The sequence below is a fragment of the Lacticaseibacillus porcinae genome, from assembly GCF_003946305.1.
GTDB lineage: Bacteria > Bacillota > Bacilli > Lactobacillales > Lactobacillaceae > Lacticaseibacillus > Lacticaseibacillus porcinae.
This window is the reverse complement of sequence record NZ_RHNS01000001.1, coordinates 213,005-231,299: the sequence shown is the minus strand read 5'-3', so window position 1 is coordinate 231,299 and position 18,295 is coordinate 213,005. Positions and strand designations below refer to the sequence as shown.

The following is an 18,295-nucleotide window of genomic DNA, read 5'->3' as shown; positions in this document are numbered from 1 at the left end:
ATGTTCCTCATTTCGTTCACATAATACTGTTAGTGTAGCGAAGGTATCCGCGCGGTGCAAGCGATTTGAATTGACAGGGCCGATTTGAATATTTATACTAATATGATGAAAACGTGCTAGTAGCTCAGTTGGATAGAGCAATGGTCTTCTAAACCATTTGTCGCGGGTTCGAATCCCGCCTGGCACATTTATCGGTGATTTATGAAAATTGTTGTTGGCATTTTCATGAATAGCTGGTAAGATAGATTTCGGCGATAAGCCACTAGCTTTTCGGGAAATAGCTCAGCTTGGTAGAGCACCTGGTTTGGGACCAGGGGGTCGCAGGTTCGAATCCTGTTTTCCCGACTAATGTATGAAATCAGCCTGAGACTTCAGGCTGATTTTTTTGTCGCCAAAACCTGTTAACATAAAATATGTTGTTATTTGAACGCATAATACTTGACGGTCTTACTTTTATAAAGTATTATAAGTACATCGCTACCAAGAGACCATTCACGTATTAACCGAATGGAGGTAATATTTATGACTTATCGAATTCAACTCGATATGACCACACAACAATTCATCGCTATCGACACCCAAAACCAACATCACACTGGCACTGGGCGCACGATCGAACAAGCTGTGGCCAAACTCAAAGCTTAAGGCTGAGACCGGACTTGTCCGGTCTTTTTTTCTGCGGTAAAATAAAGGTCCTTGGCAGGGGCAGGCGCGAGAACTTTTCGCGCCGGTTTTTGTAAATCAGCACGTGGAGGGCGATCATGAAATCACAAAAAGCATTGCGCAAACTTTTAAAAGCCAAACAACCGGCATTAGAAACTTGGCGGCTGACGTTTACTGATGGTACGACGGTGCAACATCGCTTTAAGTTAGCTGATCACGATTTGATCTTCAAACAACTCCGCGATAAAAAAGGCAGCGTCGACACCAGTGATGGTCGTCATTATGACTTTCGCGATTTGATCCGCTTTGAATGGGCATAAACAACACGTGGCAAAGATCAGATTCGCGCTTAGCCTTTTTCGTTGCAATTGATGTCCGGAATCGTGAGTGTTTCAGCAAACTATGCCAATATGCCTCCGGCACGAAAAGCTGTGGGATCCGACGATTTGGGTTCATACGGTGAATTAGACAAGTTGCCGGTGCGGCCGTCTGCAGAAATCGGCAAAGCCCGCCGATGTTACGGGTCTTCGACGCATTTTGAGCCAAAGAAAATCACTTTGTCTCAAAATCTGCCGGTGAAATCTGCGCGAACCGCCACAAACCGGCGTTTCACTTGATTTCACTCCCACAGGCAATTGTCCAATTCACCTCCGTTTTGCCAAATCATCTCCGCCCACAGCTTTTCTACATTGATATCGCTGGCTTACAAATCAAATACGTTGATGATACGGCGTCATTCAGTTGACAAACATGATATCAACGTAGACGCCACGTGTTTCGTAGCCATCAGGCGACAGTGGCCTAGCGTAGTGGAAGTGATTTGAAATTGGGACGGAAGCTGGCCGCCGCTACATAGTGAGATTTCCGTTAGCGGTTTACCGCTTACGGAAAGCCGCAGGGAAAGATCCGGCGAGTGGGGAGCGTAGCGACACATCTCGGCTAGCTTTCCCGAGGACCCTCATTATGCAGCGGCGAGCCAGCTGGAGTCCCAATTTCAAATCACTGAAACGGAGCTAGTCCACTGTCGCCTGATGGTGGCATGAAACACTCACATTGATGGATATCATCCAAAATAAGAGGTTGAGACGAATGATATCTCAACCTCTTATTTTGGATTTTAGCGTGAATGCGCGGAATGTTTGCTGCGCAACCAGTAGCGCAAGCCGAACAATCCGGCAATGATGAAAAGCATCCATAATATGTACAGTAACATGAATGTGGTGTGCCAAGTGAACATGGCCCCGGCGATCAATGCGAGGATCAATGCTGTGAGCAAGCCGGTCACCAAATTCAAAGGCGTTGGGATGCGGGCGATGATCGTCACTAACAACCCAGCGGTGATCACGAAGATCAAGATGTCGATCAATGCGATTAGCATGGTGCGCCCCCTTTTTTTCTTATAGTATACCGGTGATCAGGCGACGCGACAAGCACGTGTCAAGAGAATTTTCTTTGCAGGGTTGAATCGCCGGTGATTATTTGATACAATCTTTCTGTTGTATTTGTCACCCCTCATCTGCAACCGCACAACGTTAGGTTTCAAAGCACAGCACCTAACTTGGCGAGTCATCAGGGGATTAAGCCTACGGGCAAAACAGGAGGTGCACAAGATGTACGCAATTATCAAAACTGGCGGTAAGCAATACAAAGCGCAGGTGGGCGAAGCTCTCTACGTTGAAAAGCTGGACGCAGAACAAGGTGCAACAGTAACCTTTGACCAAGTGATCTTGGTTGCAGGCGAAGGCGACGCCAAGATCGGCACACCAACGATCGACGGCGCAACCGTTACTGGTAAAGTTGAGAAGCAAGGCCGTGAAAAGAAGGTCGTGACCTTCAAATACAAGCCTAAGAAGCATTCCCATCAAAAGAAGGGTCATCGTCAACCTTATACTAAAGTTGTCATTGACGCGATCAACGCTTAATTAAAAAAAGGCAAAATACATGATCAAAGCACGCTTTACCCGTGATGCTTCTGGGAACTTGGTCAAATTCAAGTTGACTGGCCACGCTGATGCTGGTGAGTATGGACAAGATATTGTCTGTGCTGCTGTGTCGGCAGTGTCCATCGGCGCTGTCAATGGGGTCGAAGCCTTAGCGGGTTTCACGCCTCATGTCGATGCCGACGAAGTCAATGGCGGTCACCTCCAATTGGTGATCGACCAAGAATTGACTGGCGAACAAATGCACATCACGCAGATCCTGCTGGAAAACCTTGAGTTATCTATGCAGAGCATCGCTGAATCGTATGGCGATTATGTTCAGATCGAAACTTCTAATCAATCCTAATTCTACATTCGGAGGTGTATCCACATGTTAAAGATGAACTTGCAATTCTTCTCTCACCATAAAGGGGGCGGCTCGACTTCCAACGGCCGTAACTCTGCAGGTCGTCGTCTGGGCGCTAAGCGCGCTGACGGCCAAACTGTTTTGGCAGGGAACATCTTGTACCGTCAACGCGGCACGAAGATCCATCCGGGTCTGAACGTCGGTATCGGCGGCGATGATACCCTTTTTGCTAAAGCTGATGGCGTCGTTAAATTCGAACGTCTTGGCCGCGACAAAAAGCAAGTATCCGTTTATCCAGCGGCACAAGCTGAATAATCACGAAACGCTCCGGCGACGGGGCGTTTTTTTGGTTTCAAGTTTACGGAGGCACACATGAGTCGCATATCTCGGCTGCGTGAATTACTCAAAGCAAAACATTTAGATGGGTTGTTGGTGACCGATCCGGTGAACGTCAGTTATCTAACTGGCTTTACTGGTGATGAATCGGCATTGTTAGTGACCGCAGATGACAGTTTGTTTATCACTGACTCGCGCTTCACCACCCAATTTCATCAACAAGTCCACAACAGTCGCTTGGTATTACACCAAGACCACTTGTTAAGTGCCGCTTCCGAACATGCCCAAGGGGTGATCGGCTTTGAAGCGGAATACATGACTTATGCTGACTTTTTGAAGTTGCAAGGGCCGGCTCAGTGGCAAGCGACCACCGACCTTGTGTCTGGTTTGCGCGAAGTCAAAGACGATGCGGAACTCGCTGACATCAAACAAGCGATCGCCATTGCTGAAGCTGGGTATCAACATGTCCTTCAAACCATTAAACCTGGCATGACTGAACTGCAAGTCGCCAATGACTTAGATCAGTTTATGAAAAGCTTAGGTGCTTCTGGCACTAGCTTTGAAACGATTGTTGCCAGCGGCTTACGATCTGCGATGCCTCATGGAATGGCTAGCGACAAAGTCATTGTTGATGGCGACATAGTGACGTTAGACTGGGGTGCGGTGTATCATGGGTATGTGTCAGATATTACCCGCACTTTTGTGATGGGCCATGCCACTGCCGAACTTGAACAGATCTACCACGTGGTTTATGAAGCAAATCTTGCCACCACCAAACAAATGCGTGCCGGTGTGTTAGGCAAAACCATCAATGATTTTGCGCATCACTTCATTGATGACGCCGGTTACGGCGAATATTTCGGTCATGGTACCGGACATGGGATCGGGATGTCGATCCATGAAGGCCCTGGCGCTTGGGGACCTTATCGTGAAGTTCCCCAAGCCCCTGGCAATGTTGAAACAGTCGAGCCTGGTATTTATGTACCAGGTGTTGGAGGTGTGCGTATCGAAGACGATATTTTGATCACAGCTGATGATCCGATCGTGCTCACGTCACAAGCCCCGCCGACCCTTGAGGTCGTGCCGGTTTGACTTGCGTGCGTGACACCTGCTTGCTATAGTTAATCTAGTACGAGACAATAATGGAGGAAACACATGATTTCTGTTAACGATTTTAAAAATGGCTTGACCATCGAAGTCGATGGGGCCTTGTGGCGCGTTGTTGAATTCCAACACGTTAAACCTGGTAAAGGTTCTGCTTTTGTCCGCTCCACGTTGAAAAACCTCAACACTGGCGCAGTTCAGGAAATGACTTTCCGTTCTACTGCCAAAGTGGAAAAAGCCCAAATCGACACTAAGACCATGCAATATTTATATGCTGACGGCGACTCGTACGTCTTCATGGATATGGAAACCTACGAACAATTGAGTTTGCCAGGTGACGAGATCCAAGAACAACTGAAGTATATGAAAGAAAACATGGAAGTCAAGATCATCATGCATGGGGCGCAAACACTTGGTGTGGAAGTGCCGAATACAGTGGACTTGACAGTTACTGCCACTGAACCTGGTATTCGTGGGAATACTTCTTCAGGTGGTTCCAAGCCTGCTACTATGGAAACTGGCTTAGTGGTTCAAGTGCCATTTTTCGTTAACGAAGGTGATGTGTTGACCATCAACACGCAAGACGGTACGTACATTTCACGTGCTTAATCATTTTTAAAAAGCTCAAGGAGGCTGCTTATGGCTGAAGATACAAATATCATCCTGGCAAATCGCACGGATGCAGACGGGTCCATCGAAATTGTGCCAGAAGTACTTGAAGTGATTTTAGGGATCGCCGCACAACAAGTGGATGGGGTCTACCAAATGCGTGGCAGCCTCGCCAGCACCATCAACGCGTGGTTCGGCCGCGCCAATCACGGCAAAGGCGTCGAACTGACTGTTGATAATGATACCTTGACCGCAGATGTTTATGTTTACTTGGATTACGGCGTGGCTGTCCCTAAAGTAGCCATGGCGATGCAAGAATCTTTGCGGGAACAATTGCTTTACATGACTGACTTGACCTTGGCGGTTGTCAATGTCCATGTGGTCGGCGTCGTGCCTGAAAAAGCACCGAAGATCGATCCCGATGATTTATTTAAAGACACTGATGAAAACGAGGAAGACGACTAACATGTTAGGCAGACACGAAGCGCGCGAAGCGGCTTTCAAAGCGTTGTTCGCATTAAACGCAAATCCTGACGCTGATCGCGAAACGGTCAACGCAGACGCATTACCTCAAGGCGAAGAAACACCTAGCTACATGACGGAATTAGTCGATGGCGTCTTGGCCCATGAAGCAGAACTTGATGCCGCCATTACCACCCGCTTAAAAGCAGGTTGGCGCATCGATCGCTTGACCAAACCTGATTTGATCACGTTGCGTTTGGGCTTGTACGAGATCCAATACGAAGCGATTCCTGATAAAGTGGCGATCGATGAAGCCATTGAGTTAGCGAAGAAATATAGTGATGACAAAGCCGCGAAGTTCGTCAACGGGATTTTGGCACACTTTGTTAAACCAGATCAGCAATGATCGTTGGCCGGGATGTGAAAACATTCCCGGCTTTTCGTATTTTTACGGCGATAATATTTTTTCAATAGGCGGCTATTGGAGAACTTGTGAGACGATGGCAACGGATGCTGATGACCGCAGTTGAATGATCTACAGCTTGACGTGATAGGATCTGGATGGCGCAGATGAAATCATGAGCGTCGGCGGTTCTGGAGGGGAGTGCTGACGTTCAATGCAAAGCGTTGGACTGAATATGCAATGACAATGTATAATATTAATGGTATGGGTAAACCCTAGGAGGGCACAATCGTGACGACAGTACTTGACGGCAAACAAACTGCCAACGACTTAATGGTTGAATTAAAGCAAACAGTAGACGAATTAAAATCTAAAGGCGTCACACCAGGATTGGCTGTGATCTTAGTGGGTGAAGATCCAGCCAGTGCGATTTATGTCCGCAACAAACATCGCCGCGCTGATAGTTTAGGGATCCGCTCGTTGCAGATCTCCATGCCAAAAACGACAACTGAAGCGGAACTTTTAAATAAAATCGCTGAATTGAATGCTGATCCCACCATCGATGGCATTTTAGTGCAATTGCCATTACCTGAAGGCATCGATGAACAAAAGGTGATCGAAGCCATTGCACCGAACAAAGATGTTGACGGCTTCCATCCGATGAACGTGGGGAAACTTTGGACCAACATGCCGCAAGTGGTGGCATCTACGCCTTATGGCATCATGACCTTACTTGATCATTACCACATCGACGTGACTGGCATGAATGCGGTGATCGTCGGCCGCTCCAATATTGTCGGGCGGCCCATGGCGGCGTTATTGTTGAATCACTCGGCGACTGTGACCATTGCGCATTCTAAAACCAAAGATCTGGCCAAAGTGTGCGCCCAAGCAGATTTGCTGGTGGTCGCAACTGGCCGTGCGGAAATGATCACTGCTGACATGGTGAAACCTGGTGCCATTGTTATCGATGTGGGCATGGATCGCAACGCTGAAGGCAAGTTAGTCGGTGATGTGAATTATCAACAAGTCGCACCGATCGCTTCAGCCATTACCCCAGTTCCAGGAGGTGTTGGTCCCATGACCATCGCCAGTTTAATGATCCAAACAGTTGAATTAGCAAAGAGGCGAGTGCATGCCAACGCATGAGTATCTCAGTGTCACCACGCTGTCAGCGTATTTACAACGTAAATTTGATCAAGACCCGTATTTGAATCGGGTTTATTTAACTGGCGAGCTCTCTAATTTTCGCCTGCGTCCAGGGCATCAGTATTTTTCCTTAAAAGATGACCATGCCAAAATCTCTGCGGTGATGTTTAAATCAGCGTTTAACAAGTTGAAATTTACCCCAGAATCAGGGATGAAAGTGTTAGTGGTCGGCCGGGTCACCATGTATGCCGCGAGTGGTCAATATCAAATCGTGATCGAACACATGGAACCTGATGGTGTCGGCGCATTTTATCAAGCGTATGAACAACTCAAAGCCAAATTGGAAAAAGCTGGGGCCTTCGCGCAAAATCAACGGCCGCTGCGGCAATTCCCCACCCAAGTGGCAGTGATCACCAGTCCTAGCGGTGCGGTGATCCAGGATATTCGCACCACGGTTGCGCGGCGTTATCCTGGGTTGCAATTGACTTTGTATCCTGCTGTGGTGCAAGGCGATGGTTCGGCGAAAGATTTGGTGCGGCAGTTGCATCGCGTTGCTGAACATGGTGACTATGATGCGGTGATCATTGGTCGTGGCGGTGGGTCGATTGAAGACTTGTGGCCATTTAACGATGAAACAGTCGCCCAAGCGGTACTGGCAATGCCAATGCCAGTGGTTTCTTCAGTGGGTCATGAAACGGATACCACAATCGTGGATTTTGTCGCTGATCATCGGGCTGCGACGCCGACTGCCGCTGCTGAATTGGTCACACCAGTCACTTTAGTGGATGCAATCAACGGCATCGCCCAATATCGCAGCCGCATCACCGCCGCGATGCAAAATCGCCTCACTGCGTTGCAAGAACGCTTAGCTCGCAGTCAAAAAAGTGTGGTGTTGACGCAACCCAATCGCTTATATGATCAATATGTCCAACAAGTCGATCAGTTGACGACGCGTTTGCAACAAGTGATGCAAAGTCAATTAGAGGCGTTAGGCCACCGAGTGTCGTTGTGTCGAGCCGCGTTAGCCCCGCGGAATTTGCAGTTACGGTTGAATGCACAAACCCAAGTCGTCCAACAACTGCGACAACGTTTGACCCATGCGACTGCCGTTGAGCTTGTCAACAAGCGACAAGCGATGCAATCAGCAGTCGCCGGCCTTGATCATTTAAGTCCGTTGAAAATCTTAGGTCGTGGTTACACCTATGTGACGGATGATAATGGTAAAATGTTAAAGACCACCTCAGATTATCAAGTGGACGCTACTGTCACCATTCACACCCAAGACGGTGAAGTCGCGGCCCAAGTGCAACAATTAAAGGAGAACAACGCAAATGGCTGAACCAACTTTTGAAGACAACTTAGCGCAATTAGAAAAAATTGTCGCGCAATTGGAACAAGGCGATGTGCCTTTGGAACAAGCGTTAGCCCAATTTAAAACTGGGGTCCAACTGTCGCAAAAACTTGAAACCACATTAAAAGACGCGGAACAAGCCGTCACCAAAGAAGTCACTGATGATGGTTCAGTCAAAGCGTTTGATCCTGACCATGCTTAAGCCGCAGACACAGGCGTATGTGCCAAAGGTGATGGCAACGCTAGACGCCCATTTAAACACCATCACCACTAAGCCGTTGCAAGAGGCGATGCGCTATTCGTTGTTTGCTGGCGGCAAACGTTTGCGACCACTGTTATTGTTGGCGACTGTTGCAAGTTTTGGTGGTTCTGTTGAAGATTGTTTGCCAGCAGCGGCAGCTTTAGAGTGTTTACACACTTATTCACTGATCCATGATGATTTACCTGCAATGGATAATGATGATCTCAGGCGGGGCAAACCCACTAGCCATAAGCAATTCGGTGAAGCCTTAGCGATCCTTGCTGGCGACGGGTTGCAGTCGTCAGCGTTTGACTTGTTGAGTCAAACCCAAACCACACCTGCGCAACTGGTGACATGTCTTCAATTATTTGCCCAAGCGGTCGGTGCTAATGGCATGGTCGGCGGGCAAGTGTTAGATATTGAAGGCGAACACCACCATTTAACCCTCGCACAGCTCAAACATTTGCACGCCTTGAAAACTGGGGCATTGCTGGCAACGGCGGTGGATATGGGGGCAGTGTTAGCTTCAGTTTCTGAAGCTGATGCCGCAAACTTGCATCAATTTGCCGCAAGTTTTGGGTTAGCTTTTCAAATTCAAGATGATATCAATGATCGCACTAAGTCGACGCAAGCTTTAGGAAAAACGGCGAATAAAGATATTGCTGAAGCCAAAAACACCTATCCAGCGTTGTTAGGCTTAGCAGGTGCGCGTAAGGCCTTAGCTGAACAAGTGCAACAAGCGAATGACGCTTTGACGCAACTGTCTCGGCCAGTGCCTGAGTTAGCCGCATTTTTAACTTATTTTGACGCATAAGAAGAGGAATTCATGAGTAAAGAACGTATCGATGTCTTATTAGTAGAACAAGGCTTGTTTTTATCCCGCGAGCAAGCCAAGCGCGCCGTGATGGCTGGTGAAGTGTACGACCAAAACAATGAGCGCTTGGATAAGCCAGGGGTCAAAATTGCCGCTGACAGCATTTTACATGTCAAAGGCAAAACCATGCCTTACGTCTCTCGCGGCGGGTTGAAGCTTGCCAAAGCGTTAGACGTGTTTGACATCGATTTAACCGGGTTGACGGTGCTTGATATCGGGGCATCGACCGGCGGCTTTACTGATGTGGCGTTGCAAGCAGGGGCGAAAATGTCTTATGCCTTAGATGTTGGCTACAATCAATTGGCATGGAAGTTGCGTGAAGATCCGCGGGTCAATGTGATGGAGCGGGTGAACTTCCGTTATTCTAAACCAGAAGATTTCACCGATGGGCCAGTCGAGTTTGCGATGACTGATGTGTCGTTTATCTCATTGAAGTTGATCTTGCCGCCATTGAAGTCGATTTTACAACCTGGTGGTCATGCGGTGGCGTTGATCAAGCCGCAGTTTGAAGCCGGTCCTGCCAATGTCGGAAAAAAAGGCATCGTCCGCGATCCTGAAGTGCATCGCATGGTGTTGAACATGATCGTTGATTTTGCGTTAGGGGCTGGGTTTAATGTGTTAGGTTTAGACTTCTCGCCGATCAAAGGTGGCGAAGGTAATATCGAATTTCTGATCCATTTACAAAATGGCGATGTTACCGGCGTCAAGGCCGATAACGTCAGTGTCGATGACACCTTGGCTTCAGCTTATGCAGAATTAAAGCCGAAGTTTCATTAAACGGTGAGTTGCGTTAAGCTATTGGTAACGATTTCAGTAAAGGTGGCCTTTTGATGCAAAAAAATGAACGACAAGCATACCTCAAACAACTGATCAAAGATCAAGTGATCGAACGGCAAAGTGATTTTGTCACCGCCCTTGAAGCTGATGGCGTACCAGTGACCCAAGCGACGATCTCCCGTGACATCAAAGACATGCAACTGGTGAAAGTACCGACCACAGGAGGGCGCTATCGCTACTCACTGCCTTTGGAAAAGCAACTTTCGCCTTTAGATAAGTTGCGTCGCACCTTGGCCGCAGCTTATCGTCATGGCGATCGCATGGATCAATTCGTGCATTTGGTGATGAATCCAGGGACTGCGCCTGCTGTGGGGAATTTGATCGATCAACTGCATGATCAACGGATCTTTGCGACGATCGCTGGGGATGCCGCGATTTTGATCGTATGCCGCGGTAATGCCCAAGCCAAAGAAGTGTTGGAAATGATCGACGCGATGGTTGGGTGACGCGATGTTACAAGAATTAGTGATCCATGATTTTGCCATTATCGATCAATTGGAATTAAGCTTTGAAACCGGAATGACTGCGTTGACTGGTGAAACTGGCGCCGGTAAGTCGATCATTATCGATGCGGTCAGCTTACTGGCAGGTAGCCGCGGACGAACGGATTTTGTCCGCACTGGCGCGGCTAAAGCGGAACTGCAAGGCTTGTTTGATGCGACTAGCAATCCTAAAACTGTGGCTGTGCTTAAACAATTTGATTTGGATACCGATGACAGTAGTGTGCTGCTTCAACGCGATATTTACGCTTCAGGCCGCAATATTTGTCGGGTCAATGGCCATTTGGTCAACACGTCGACATTGCGCGCAGTCGGTGAAACTTTAGTTGATATTCACGGCCAAAACGAACATCAACAACTGGTCCATCCAGAATCACATTTAGGCCTGCTGGATCAATTCGGTGATGCGACGTTGCAGCAATTGCTCAGCGACTACCAAAGCCTTTACGCGAAATATCAACACACAGCGTCAGCTTTACGTAAAAAGCAAGCCAACGAACAAGAGTGGGCGCAGCGCTTGGACATGTTACAATTTCAAGTGCAAGAAATTCAAAGTGCCAACTTGCATCCTGATGAAGAAACCACATTATCTGCAGAACGCGACCGTTTAGCCAACTTTCAACGCATTTCCACTGCGCTGAATGCCTCTGCGGCGGTGCTCAGTGATGAAGATGATGCGAACCCGTTAGATCAAGTGGCGGAAGCCATGCGGAATATGCAAGATATTGCCGACTTAGATCCAGCGTTTGCTAGCATTGCCAGCGAATTGGAATCGGCGTATTACACCTTGCAAGATGTCCAAAGTGACCTCGCGCGGCAAGTCGATGATCAAACCTTTGATGAAGGGCGTTTAGATGACATCGAAAAACGCTTGGAATTATTTTTACAATTGGAACGTAAATATGGCGATTCCCTACCTAAGGTGATCGCCTATGGCCAAAAGGCTGCCGAAGAGCTCGCTAATATGGAAGCTTTAGATGCTGATGCCTCAGACCTTGAAGATCAAGTCGCCCAACAACATGCAGAATTATTATCCGTCGGCGCCAAACTCACCAAAGCCCGCAAAGCTGCCGCTAAACAATTAGTTGATGCGATCCATCAACAACTCGCAGCATTGTACATGGCTAAGACGATTTTCTCGGTGCAATTCACCCCAGTGGCTCACAATGCTGAGCGTCCTGATGGGTTAGATGTGGTTGAATTTTACATTCAAACGAACCCTGGTGAAGCGGCAAAACCATTAGCGAAAATTGCCAGTGGTGGGGAATTGTCGCGGATCATGTTGGCATTGAAGACGATTTTTGCCAAATCTGATGGCGTCACCAGTATTATTTTTGATGAAGTAGATACTGGGGTCTCAGGTCGCGTTGCCCAAGCCATTGCCAACAAGATCTCAACCATCGCCACGCAGTCACAAGTGTTGTGCATCACCCACTTGCCACAAGTGGCGGCGATGAGCGATCACGAATATTTGATCCAAAAACAAGTTGCAAATGGCCGCACCAAAACCACGGTCACGCCGTTGACGCAAGCCCAACGCGTTGATGAAATCGCGCGGATGTTAGCAGGTGACACGGTGACGGAACTCGCATTAGAACATGCCAGTGAGTTATTGAAAATGGCGGCTACCACTCGTGAACAATTAAGGCAATAATCTTGAAGATCAGCTTAGCGGCTGATTTTTTTTGCGACAACGCAAAAAGCCGCCTTGAACACAAGGCTCAAGGCGGCGAGGGAGGTTTAAACGCGTTTGATAAAGCTCATTTCTGAATCGGTGACCACGCGAACTAAGTTGCTTTGATAAGCTTGTAAAATGAAACGGTGGGCATCGAGTTGCCGCGTGAAGTGACCCACTAAAGCAGGGGAGTCATCTTTGAAAAATACTGCCACGCGATAATGGCGTGCTAAGCTTTGCGCCGTGTTATGCTGGAGTTGAACGACAGGCATGGTCAACTTAGGTGCTTCTAAGGCAAAGAATTGACGATATGAGGCCATGAGATTGTGACGGACCGTTTGAAAAGTTTGCGCTTTGTTTTCCATGATGACTCCTCCGAACGTTTGTTCTTGATGATTTCATTATACGAACGCTTGTTCTAAAATGCAAGGCTTTGGCAAAAATATTTTTTTGGAGATGATTGAATGGCTTTGGCAGTGGTGTTTGGTGGCGGTGGCGTCCGCGGTGCCTTTCAAGCAGGGGTGTGGGAAGTTGTCGGGCCACAGCTTAAACCAGATTTTGTGATCGGTAGCTCCATCGGTGCGATCAATGCTTGGGCCACGACGCGACTGACACCGAAGGAATTGGCCGAGTGGTGGCACACTCGCGTCCCAGATCACTTGTGGCCGCGGCAAACGCAACCGCTGCAACAGTTGATCACAGCTATTTCAAACCGACTGGTGCGCAATCCTTGGCCAGCGTTAGCAGTGGCAACGCGATTGCCGCAACGGCGCGCGCAAGTCGTGACCTTAACGCCTGATCATGCCACTCAATGGTTACTTGCGAGTAGCGCCATGCCTGGTTGGTTTGCCTCGCAGCAAATCAAAGGCAATTGGTATGTCGATGGCGGCGTCGCTAATGACTTGCCGGTGGCGATCGCGCGGGATCTTGGGGCGACCCAAATTTTAGGAATTTCTGCATTGGGGTTAGGGCCAACGCCTCAAATCGGTGAAACGCCGGTGCTTTATCCGCCGAAACATACTGGGGCGATGTTTGATTTTTCGTTGAAGCATCGTCAGCTTTTATTGCAAGCAGGTCGTGACGCTGGGCATACTTGGATGCAAAGCCCGCAAGCACAATCGTTTCTTGCGTCAAGTTTTTAGCCTTTACAAATAAGTGTAAAAAGTGCAAAATGGAAAATAACACTATAGGATGAAAGAGGTTAAAGCATGCAAGAACGGGGAATGCTGATCGTGTTGTCGGGTCCAAGTGGGGTCGGCAAAGGGACAGTTCGGCAAGCGATGCTGGCAGGCGATTATCGCGACTTCCAATACTCAATTTCGATGACCACCCGCAATATGCGCCCAGGTGAAGTTGACGGGGTTGATTACTACTTCCGCACCAAGGAACAATTTGAACATGAAATCGCCACTGGTGGGATGCTTGAGTATGCCCAATATGTTGGCAACTACTACGGCACGCCGTTAAAGTATGTGAACCAAACCTTAGATTCCGGCCGCGATGTGCTGTTGGAAATCGAAGTTAAAGGCGCCATGCAAGTCCGCGAAAAATGTCCCGATGGGGTGTTCATTTTCTTAACGCCACCAGATCTTTCAGAATTGAAGCATCGTTTGACTGGTCGTGGTACTGATTCAGCAGAAGTGATCGAAAAGCGTATCACCCAAGCCGCTGATGAAATTGCCATGATGGCGAACTATGATTATGCCGTCGTTAATGATAAAGTAGACTTAGCGGTGAAACGCATCGAACGCATTATTGAAAGTGAACATTTGCGCGTCCCTCGTGTGATCGATCGCTACAAAGCAATGCTCGATGACGATCCCATTTCTCAGTCCAAATAAGGAGTCCAATCATGATTATCTATCCTTCTATTGATAAATTGTTAGACAAAGTGCCTTCTCGTTACAGCTTGGCTGTGCTTGCAGCAAAGCGCGCCCATGAACTTGAAAGCAACGGCATCAAAACTTTGCCAAGCTACAAGTCGTTGAAAACTGTCGGCCAAGCCCTTGAAGAAGTGGCTGCCGGCGACGTGATCATCGACCCAGCGTCCAAGTTAAAAGAACGTGACGCTGAAAAGCTGGATCACGAATAAAGTATTTCGGAGCCGAGGCCTTGGGTCTTGGCTTTTTATTTTCATTAAAAACCATTTGCGTCGTTTGGTATAATACTTGAGAAAGGAAGTGGCGAACATGTTGCACAAGCATATTGGGGTTTTTGTGACTGGTGGGATCGCAGCTTATAAAGTGCCGAATTTGATCAGAATGTTGATCAAAGCAGGTCATGAGGTGCAAGTGGCGATGACGCCGGCAGCTGGTGCGTTCGTCACTTCGCAAACGTTAGCGACAGTGTCCAAGCATCCGGTATTAACGGATGAACATGAATTTGATGATCCTAGTCATGTTGCACATGTCGCTTTTGCGCATTGGATGGATATGGCGTTGATCGTTCCCGCCACCGCGAATACCATTGCCAAGCTCGCTAGTGGTTTTGCAGATAATGTGGTGACCAACGCTTTACTCGCATTTAACGGTCCAAAGCTGGTGGTCCCTGCGATGAATGATCAAATGTGGCTGAATGCCCAAACGCAAGCGAATATCGCACACCTCAAATCATTGGGGATGGCAGTACTCCCGCCTGCGACTGGCTTTTTAGCTGAAGGTTATCAAGCAGTCGGGCGGATGCCTGAAGAAGCAGTGATTGCGTTATTTGTCGACACCTATCAACCACAACCGACCTTGCAAGGCAAACAGGTGGTGATCACTGCAGGTGGCACCAAAGAACGGATCGATCCAGTGCGCTACATCGGCAATGACTCTTCTGGAAAAATGGGCACTGCGTTAGCAAATATTGCCGCTGCCATGGGTGCCGACGTTGAGTTGATCACCACTGCCAATTTACCGACTTTGCCGCAGGTTCACGTCAGTGCGGTGCAATCAGCAAGTGAAATGCAACAAGCTGTTGCCTTAAACTTTGATGCCAGTGATGTGGTGATCATGGCTGCGGCTGTGGCAGATTATCATGTGGCAACACCTAGTGACCACAAACTCAAGAAAGTTTCTGAAGAGTCAGGTTTAACGCTTGAACTCGCACAAAATCCTGACATTCTCAAATCGATAGGGACAGCAAAGACGCATCAATTGGTGGTGGGCTTTGCGGCAGAAACTGATGAGCTCTTAACGCATGCCCAAGCGAAGTTAGCAAAGAAACATGCCGATCTCTTAGTGGCCAATTTAGTCGGTCACGGACATGGGTTTAATCAAGATACTAACGCTGTGTGGTTATTACAACCAAACCACGAACCAAAACAGGTGCCAGAAGCGTCAAAACTTGAAATCGCTGAACAAATTTTAAACACGATACAACAGAAAATGGGGTGAGTGGGTGCAAATTGCAAAAGTGATCGTTGATGTTCCCACCATGCAAACCGATCGACCGTTTGATTATTTGATCCCTGAATCATTAGAAAATACCATTCAACCAGGGATGCGGGTGTGGGTCGGCTTTGGTAAAGGCTCACGCAAATTAATGGGGATGGTCGTCGCTTTAGCTGATCATGCTGAATTTGACGGGGAATTAAAGCCGATTTTGGCGATTTTAGATGCGGCACCAGTGCTTGATGCAGAATTATTAAAGTTGTCCAAGTGGTTAGCTGACACAACTTTCGCCTTTTGGATCACCTGTGTGCAAACCATGTTGCCAGCGCAACTCAAAGCAGCTGCTGACAAGTGGGTGCACCCATTGACAGCGGCTGGTCAATCGTTGATCCCTGAATCACAAGCGTTAGATGACTTACCAGAATCAGCGTTGGCGCCAGTGTTGAAAGCTGTCCAGCATGGTGATCTGGAAGTTGAATATCGTTTGCATGATCGCGCCAAGGTAAAAACCGTGACCCATATTGTACCGGACAAAACGGCAACCGAATATGCCGCTATTAAAGCAGGCTTGAATGGCAATGCCAAACAACAAGCCCGTTTATTAGACTTGCTCACGCAATGGCAAGCTAATGACGAAACCCCTGCGATCCCAGCCATCAAAAGTGAAATGCCGCGCACTCAAATTACCGCCGCTGCTAAAAAAGGTTGGCTCCATTTAATCGAACAAGAAGTTTACCGCGATCCTTATCCGCAAATGCAAGGCCAAGTGTTAACGCAGCCTTTGACGCTGACCACTGCGCAACAACACGTCGTTGATACGGTGGGTCATGCGGTTGATGCCAATGATCCGCAAACCTTTTTGTTAGAAGGGGTCACTGGCTCTGGGAAAACCGAAGTCTACTTGCAGATCATTGCCAAAGCTTTGCAACAAGGGCAAACCGCGTTAATGTTAGTGCCTGAAATCGCCTTAACGCCACAAATGGTCAAACGTGTCCGCGGACGCTTTGGTGAACGGGTCGCCGTCCTTCACTCTGGTTTGTCTAGCGGGGAGAAATTTGATGAATGGCGCCGCATTGAACGCAAGGAAGCTCAAGTTGTCGTCGGCGCGCGGTCGGCAGTGTTTGCGCCGCTGACCAATATCGGGGTCTTCATTATTGATGAAGAACATGAAACCAGCTATAAACAAGCTGATGCCCCGCGTTATCATGCAAGAGATGTGGTGTTACACCGCGCGCAAACGATGCATGCACCTGTGGTGTTAGGGTCGGCAACACCGAGTCTAGAATCACGGGCCCGTGCAGAAAAAGGGGTTTACACGCGTTTGCTTTTGCCTGAGCGGATCAATCAACAACCGTTGCCGCCAGTGCATTTGATCGATATGCGACAAGCGTATCAAAATGGCGGTCGGGATGATTTCTCCAAACCGTTATTAGACGCGCTAAAACAGCGGCTTGAACGTCATGAACAAAGTGTCTTGTTGTTGAATAAACGCGGGTTTTCCAGTTTTGTGATGTGCCGTGAATGCGGGTATAAGGTGCAATGTCCTAACTGCGATATTTCATTGACTTTGCATATGGATTCCCACAGCTTGAAGTGCCATTACTGTGGCCATGAAGAACCGATCCCGACTGTTTGTCCAAGCTGCGGTTCTAAGAAGATCCGTTACTATGGCACTGGCACTGAAAAAGTCGCCGCAAGTTTGAATGAACTCATCCCCCAAGCGCGGGTTTTGCGGATGGATGTGGATACCACACGGAAAAAAGGCAGTCATGCGCGATTGTTGAAGCAATTTGGCAATCATGACGCGGATATTCTCCTCGGAACGCAAATGATCGCCAAAGGGTTAGATTTCCCAAATGTCACCTTAGTTGGGGTGATCAATGCGGATACTGCGTTAGGCTTACCAGATTTTCGTGCTGGCGAGCGCACTTTTCAGTTGTTGACGCAAGTGTCTGGTCGCGCTGGGCGGGCGGATAAGCCAGGTGAGGTGATGATCCAAACCTTTAATCCTGAGCATTATGCGATTCAATATGCGACCAAACAAGATTACGAAGGCTTTTTCTATGCGGAAATGGCGATTCGCCATCGCGGGGATTACCCGCCTTACTTCTTTACCATGAAGTTGACCGTCAGCCATCCTGATGAAGCGCAAGCCGCAAAGGCGATTTACAGTTTAGCAGCGCAATTGAATGCGGTGTTATCTGACTCTGCACGGGTGTTAGGGCCAACCCCTGGTGCCATTGCCCGGTTAAAGAAACGCTACTACTATCAAATGGTGATCAAATACAAACGCGAACCCCAGTTAAACGCTGCGCTAGCCAAGATTTTAGACGAAACTCAAGCCAGTGTAAAACAAGGCTTTCAAGTCGCGATTGATCCAGAACCACAATCATTTATGTAAACACACCGAGGCGACCCATCGCCACTAAAA

At 48.2% G+C, this 18,295-nt stretch carries 23 protein-coding genes, 2 tRNA genes and 1 other annotated feature; of the genes, 23 read left to right on the top strand and 2 right to left on the bottom strand.

Annotation, left to right across the window (positions count from 1 at the left end; genetic code table 11):
- The first annotated feature begins 113 nt into the window (after positions 1–113).
- From EKM92_RS01085 to EKM92_RS01075, 4 genes are all read left to right on the top strand, one after another.
- Positions 114–187: transfer RNA gene (locus EKM92_RS01085), tRNA-Arg, on the top strand.
- Positions 188–271: 84 nt separating this feature from the next.
- Positions 272–345 (top strand) — tRNA-Pro (locus EKM92_RS01080).
- Positions 346–522: 177 nt separating this feature from the next.
- Positions 523–645 (top strand): hypothetical protein, encoded by a 123-nt coding sequence (locus EKM92_RS13805; RefSeq protein WP_263853882.1) that lies wholly within the window; start codon positions 523–525, stop codon positions 643–645.
- Between the two features lie 116 nt (positions 646–761).
- Positions 762–983, top strand: a complete 222-nt coding sequence (locus tag EKM92_RS01075) for a hypothetical protein (protein ID WP_125707016.1) — start codon at positions 762–764, stop codon at positions 981–983.
- A 797-nt stretch (positions 984–1,780) separates the two neighbouring features.
- Here the strand turns inward: EKM92_RS01075 and EKM92_RS01070 are convergent.
- Positions 1,781–2,041, bottom strand: coding sequence for a hypothetical protein (locus EKM92_RS01070; RefSeq protein ID WP_125707014.1), 261 nt, complete (start codon positions 2,039–2,041; stop codon positions 1,781–1,783).
- A 132-nt stretch (positions 2,042–2,173) separates the two neighbouring features.
- Positions 2,174–2,243 (top strand) — a sequence feature (ribosomal protein L21 leader region).
- A 30-nt stretch (positions 2,244–2,273) separates the two neighbouring features.
- Between EKM92_RS01070 and rplU the strand changes: the two genes are divergently transcribed.
- The 14 genes from rplU (at position 2,274) to recN (ending at position 12,469) form a co-directional block, all read left to right on the top strand.
- On the top strand, positions 2,274–2,585 hold the full coding sequence (rplU, locus tag EKM92_RS01065; RefSeq protein WP_056962314.1) for a 50S ribosomal protein L21: 312 nt from the start codon (positions 2,274–2,276) through the stop codon (positions 2,583–2,585).
- Between the two features lie 19 nt (positions 2,586–2,604).
- Positions 2,605–2,949 carry a ribosomal-processing cysteine protease Prp gene (locus EKM92_RS01060; RefSeq protein WP_125707011.1) on the top strand — a complete coding sequence of 115 codons (345 nt, stop codon included), beginning with the start codon at positions 2,605–2,607 and terminating at the stop codon, positions 2,947–2,949.
- 24 nt (positions 2,950–2,973) lie between these two features.
- On the top strand, positions 2,974–3,264 hold the full coding sequence (gene rpmA, locus EKM92_RS01055) for a 50S ribosomal protein L27 (RefSeq protein WP_054713775.1): 291 nt from the start codon (positions 2,974–2,976) through the stop codon (positions 3,262–3,264).
- Between the two features lie 57 nt (positions 3,265–3,321).
- Complete coding sequence (locus tag EKM92_RS01050; protein WP_125707009.1) at positions 3,322–4,377, top strand: M24 family metallopeptidase; 1,056 nt, start codon at positions 3,322–3,324, stop codon at positions 4,375–4,377.
- A gap of 63 nt (positions 4,378–4,440) precedes the next feature.
- Entirely contained in the window at positions 4,441–4,998 is a 558-nt protein-coding gene (efp, locus tag EKM92_RS01045; protein ID WP_125707007.1) for an elongation factor P, read from the top strand.
- A 30-nt stretch (positions 4,999–5,028) separates the two neighbouring features.
- Entirely contained in the window at positions 5,029–5,463 is a 435-nt protein-coding gene (locus EKM92_RS01040; protein ID WP_125707005.1) for an Asp23/Gls24 family envelope stress response protein, read from the top strand.
- Position 5,464: 1 nt separating this feature from the next.
- Positions 5,465–5,866: a transcription antitermination factor NusB gene (gene nusB / locus EKM92_RS01035; protein ID WP_125707003.1), complete on the top strand. Its 402-nt coding sequence runs from the start codon at positions 5,465–5,467 to the stop codon at positions 5,864–5,866.
- 288 nt (positions 5,867–6,154) lie between these two features.
- On the top strand, positions 6,155–7,012 hold the full coding sequence (folD, locus tag EKM92_RS01030; protein ID WP_125707001.1) for a bifunctional methylenetetrahydrofolate dehydrogenase/methenyltetrahydrofolate cyclohydrolase FolD: 858 nt from the start codon (positions 6,155–6,157) through the stop codon (positions 7,010–7,012).
- Positions 6,999–8,351 carry an exodeoxyribonuclease VII large subunit gene (gene xseA / locus EKM92_RS01025; RefSeq protein WP_125706999.1) on the top strand — a complete coding sequence of 451 codons (1,353 nt, stop codon included), beginning with the start codon at positions 6,999–7,001 and terminating at the stop codon, positions 8,349–8,351. The genes folD and xseA overlap by 14 nt, the downstream gene beginning before the upstream one ends.
- Complete coding sequence (locus EKM92_RS01020) at positions 8,344–8,565, top strand: exodeoxyribonuclease VII small subunit (RefSeq protein WP_125706996.1); 222 nt, start codon at positions 8,344–8,346, stop codon at positions 8,563–8,565. The genes xseA and EKM92_RS01020 overlap by 8 nt, the downstream gene beginning before the upstream one ends.
- Positions 8,558–9,418: a polyprenyl synthetase family protein gene (locus EKM92_RS01015; protein WP_420812551.1), complete on the top strand. Its 861-nt coding sequence runs from the start codon at positions 8,558–8,560 to the stop codon at positions 9,416–9,418. Before EKM92_RS01020 ends, EKM92_RS01015 begins: the two co-directional genes overlap by 8 nt.
- A 12-nt stretch (positions 9,419–9,430) precedes the next feature.
- A complete protein-coding gene (locus tag EKM92_RS01010) occupies positions 9,431–10,255 on the top strand; it encodes a TlyA family RNA methyltransferase (RefSeq protein WP_125706992.1) in 825 nt (274 codons plus the stop codon).
- 53 nt (positions 10,256–10,308) lie between these two features.
- Positions 10,309–10,761, top strand: a complete 453-nt coding sequence (locus tag EKM92_RS01005; protein WP_125706990.1) for an arginine repressor — start codon at positions 10,309–10,311, stop codon at positions 10,759–10,761.
- Between the two features lie 4 nt (positions 10,762–10,765).
- Entirely contained in the window at positions 10,766–12,469 is a 1,704-nt protein-coding gene (recN, locus tag EKM92_RS01000) for a DNA repair protein RecN (protein WP_125706988.1), read from the top strand.
- 86 nt (positions 12,470–12,555) lie between these two features.
- Here recN and EKM92_RS00995 read toward each other — a convergent pair whose 3' ends face one another.
- Positions 12,556–12,855, bottom strand: coding sequence for a hypothetical protein (locus EKM92_RS00995; RefSeq protein ID WP_125706986.1), 300 nt, complete (start codon positions 12,853–12,855; stop codon positions 12,556–12,558).
- 99 nt (positions 12,856–12,954) lie between these two features.
- Between EKM92_RS00995 and EKM92_RS00990 the strand changes: the two genes are divergently transcribed.
- From EKM92_RS00990 to priA, 5 genes are all read left to right on the top strand, one after another.
- Entirely contained in the window at positions 12,955–13,632 is a 678-nt protein-coding gene (locus EKM92_RS00990; RefSeq protein ID WP_125706984.1) for a patatin-like phospholipase family protein, read from the top strand.
- A 66-nt stretch (positions 13,633–13,698) separates the two neighbouring features.
- The gene (gene gmk / locus EKM92_RS00985) at positions 13,699–14,331 is read left to right on the top strand and encodes a guanylate kinase (RefSeq protein ID WP_125706982.1); all 633 of its coding nucleotides are present in this window, start codon (positions 13,699–13,701) and stop codon (positions 14,329–14,331) included.
- 11 nt (positions 14,332–14,342) lie between these two features.
- Positions 14,343–14,582 carry a DNA-directed RNA polymerase subunit omega gene (gene rpoZ / locus EKM92_RS00980; protein ID WP_054713760.1) on the top strand — a complete coding sequence of 80 codons (240 nt, stop codon included), beginning with the start codon at positions 14,343–14,345 and terminating at the stop codon, positions 14,580–14,582.
- Between the two features lie 97 nt (positions 14,583–14,679).
- Positions 14,680–15,867, top strand: a complete 1,188-nt coding sequence (coaBC, locus tag EKM92_RS00975; RefSeq protein ID WP_125706980.1) for a bifunctional phosphopantothenoylcysteine decarboxylase/phosphopantothenate--cysteine ligase CoaBC — start codon at positions 14,680–14,682, stop codon at positions 15,865–15,867.
- Positions 15,868–15,907: 40 nt separating this feature from the next.
- Positions 15,908–18,265, top strand: coding sequence for a primosomal protein N' (gene priA, locus EKM92_RS00970; protein ID WP_125707476.1), 2,358 nt, complete (start codon positions 15,908–15,910; stop codon positions 18,263–18,265).
- The last annotated feature ends 30 nt before the right edge of the window (positions 18,266–18,295 follow it).

Bases quoted from the DNA above. Each gene is read 5' to 3' on its own strand.
- nusB (WP_125707003.1), top strand. From the start codon at position 5,465: ATGTTAGGCAGACACGAAGCGCGCGAAGCGGCTTTCAAAGCGTTGTTC.
- coaBC (WP_125706980.1), top strand. From the start codon at position 14,680: ATGTTGCACAAGCATATTGGGGTTTTTGTGACTGGTGGGATCGCAGCT.
- EKM92_RS01040 (WP_125707005.1), top strand. From the start codon at position 5,029: ATGGCTGAAGATACAAATATCATCCTGGCAAATCGCACGGATGCAGAC.
- efp (WP_125707007.1), top strand. From the start codon at position 4,441: ATGATTTCTGTTAACGATTTTAAAAATGGCTTGACCATCGAAGTCGAT.
- gmk (WP_125706982.1), top strand. From the start codon at position 13,699: ATGCAAGAACGGGGAATGCTGATCGTGTTGTCGGGTCCAAGTGGGGTC.
- EKM92_RS00990 (WP_125706984.1), top strand. From the start codon at position 12,955: ATGGCTTTGGCAGTGGTGTTTGGTGGCGGTGGCGTCCGCGGTGCCTTT.
- priA (WP_125707476.1), top strand. From the start codon at position 15,908: ATGCAAACCGATCGACCGTTTGATTATTTGATCCCTGAATCATTAGAA.
- EKM92_RS13805 (WP_263853882.1), top strand. From the start codon at position 523: ATGACTTATCGAATTCAACTCGATATGACCACACAACAATTCATCGCT.
- rplU (WP_056962314.1), top strand. From the start codon at position 2,274: ATGTACGCAATTATCAAAACTGGCGGTAAGCAATACAAAGCGCAGGTG.
- EKM92_RS01005 (WP_125706990.1), top strand. From the start codon at position 10,309: ATGCAAAAAAATGAACGACAAGCATACCTCAAACAACTGATCAAAGAT.
- xseA (WP_125706999.1), top strand. From the start codon at position 6,999: ATGCCAACGCATGAGTATCTCAGTGTCACCACGCTGTCAGCGTATTTA.
- rpmA (WP_054713775.1), top strand. From the start codon at position 2,974: ATGTTAAAGATGAACTTGCAATTCTTCTCTCACCATAAAGGGGGCGGC.
- EKM92_RS00995 (WP_125706986.1), bottom strand. From the start codon at position 12,855: ATGGAAAACAAAGCGCAAACTTTTCAAACGGTCCGTCACAATCTCATG.
- EKM92_RS01050 (WP_125707009.1), top strand. From the start codon at position 3,322: ATGAGTCGCATATCTCGGCTGCGTGAATTACTCAAAGCAAAACATTTA.
- recN (WP_125706988.1), top strand. From the start codon at position 10,766: ATGTTACAAGAATTAGTGATCCATGATTTTGCCATTATCGATCAATTG.
- EKM92_RS01075 (WP_125707016.1), top strand. From the start codon at position 762: ATGAAATCACAAAAAGCATTGCGCAAACTTTTAAAAGCCAAACAACCG.
- rpoZ (WP_054713760.1), top strand. From the start codon at position 14,343: ATGATTATCTATCCTTCTATTGATAAATTGTTAGACAAAGTGCCTTCT.
- EKM92_RS01020 (WP_125706996.1), top strand. From the start codon at position 8,344: ATGGCTGAACCAACTTTTGAAGACAACTTAGCGCAATTAGAAAAAATT.
- EKM92_RS01060 (WP_125707011.1), top strand. From the start codon at position 2,605: ATGATCAAAGCACGCTTTACCCGTGATGCTTCTGGGAACTTGGTCAAA.
- EKM92_RS01070 (WP_125707014.1), bottom strand. From the start codon at position 2,041: ATGCTAATCGCATTGATCGACATCTTGATCTTCGTGATCACCGCTGGG.
- EKM92_RS01015 (WP_420812551.1), top strand. From the start codon at position 8,558: ATGCTTAAGCCGCAGACACAGGCGTATGTGCCAAAGGTGATGGCAACG.
- EKM92_RS01010 (WP_125706992.1), top strand. From the start codon at position 9,431: ATGAGTAAAGAACGTATCGATGTCTTATTAGTAGAACAAGGCTTGTTT.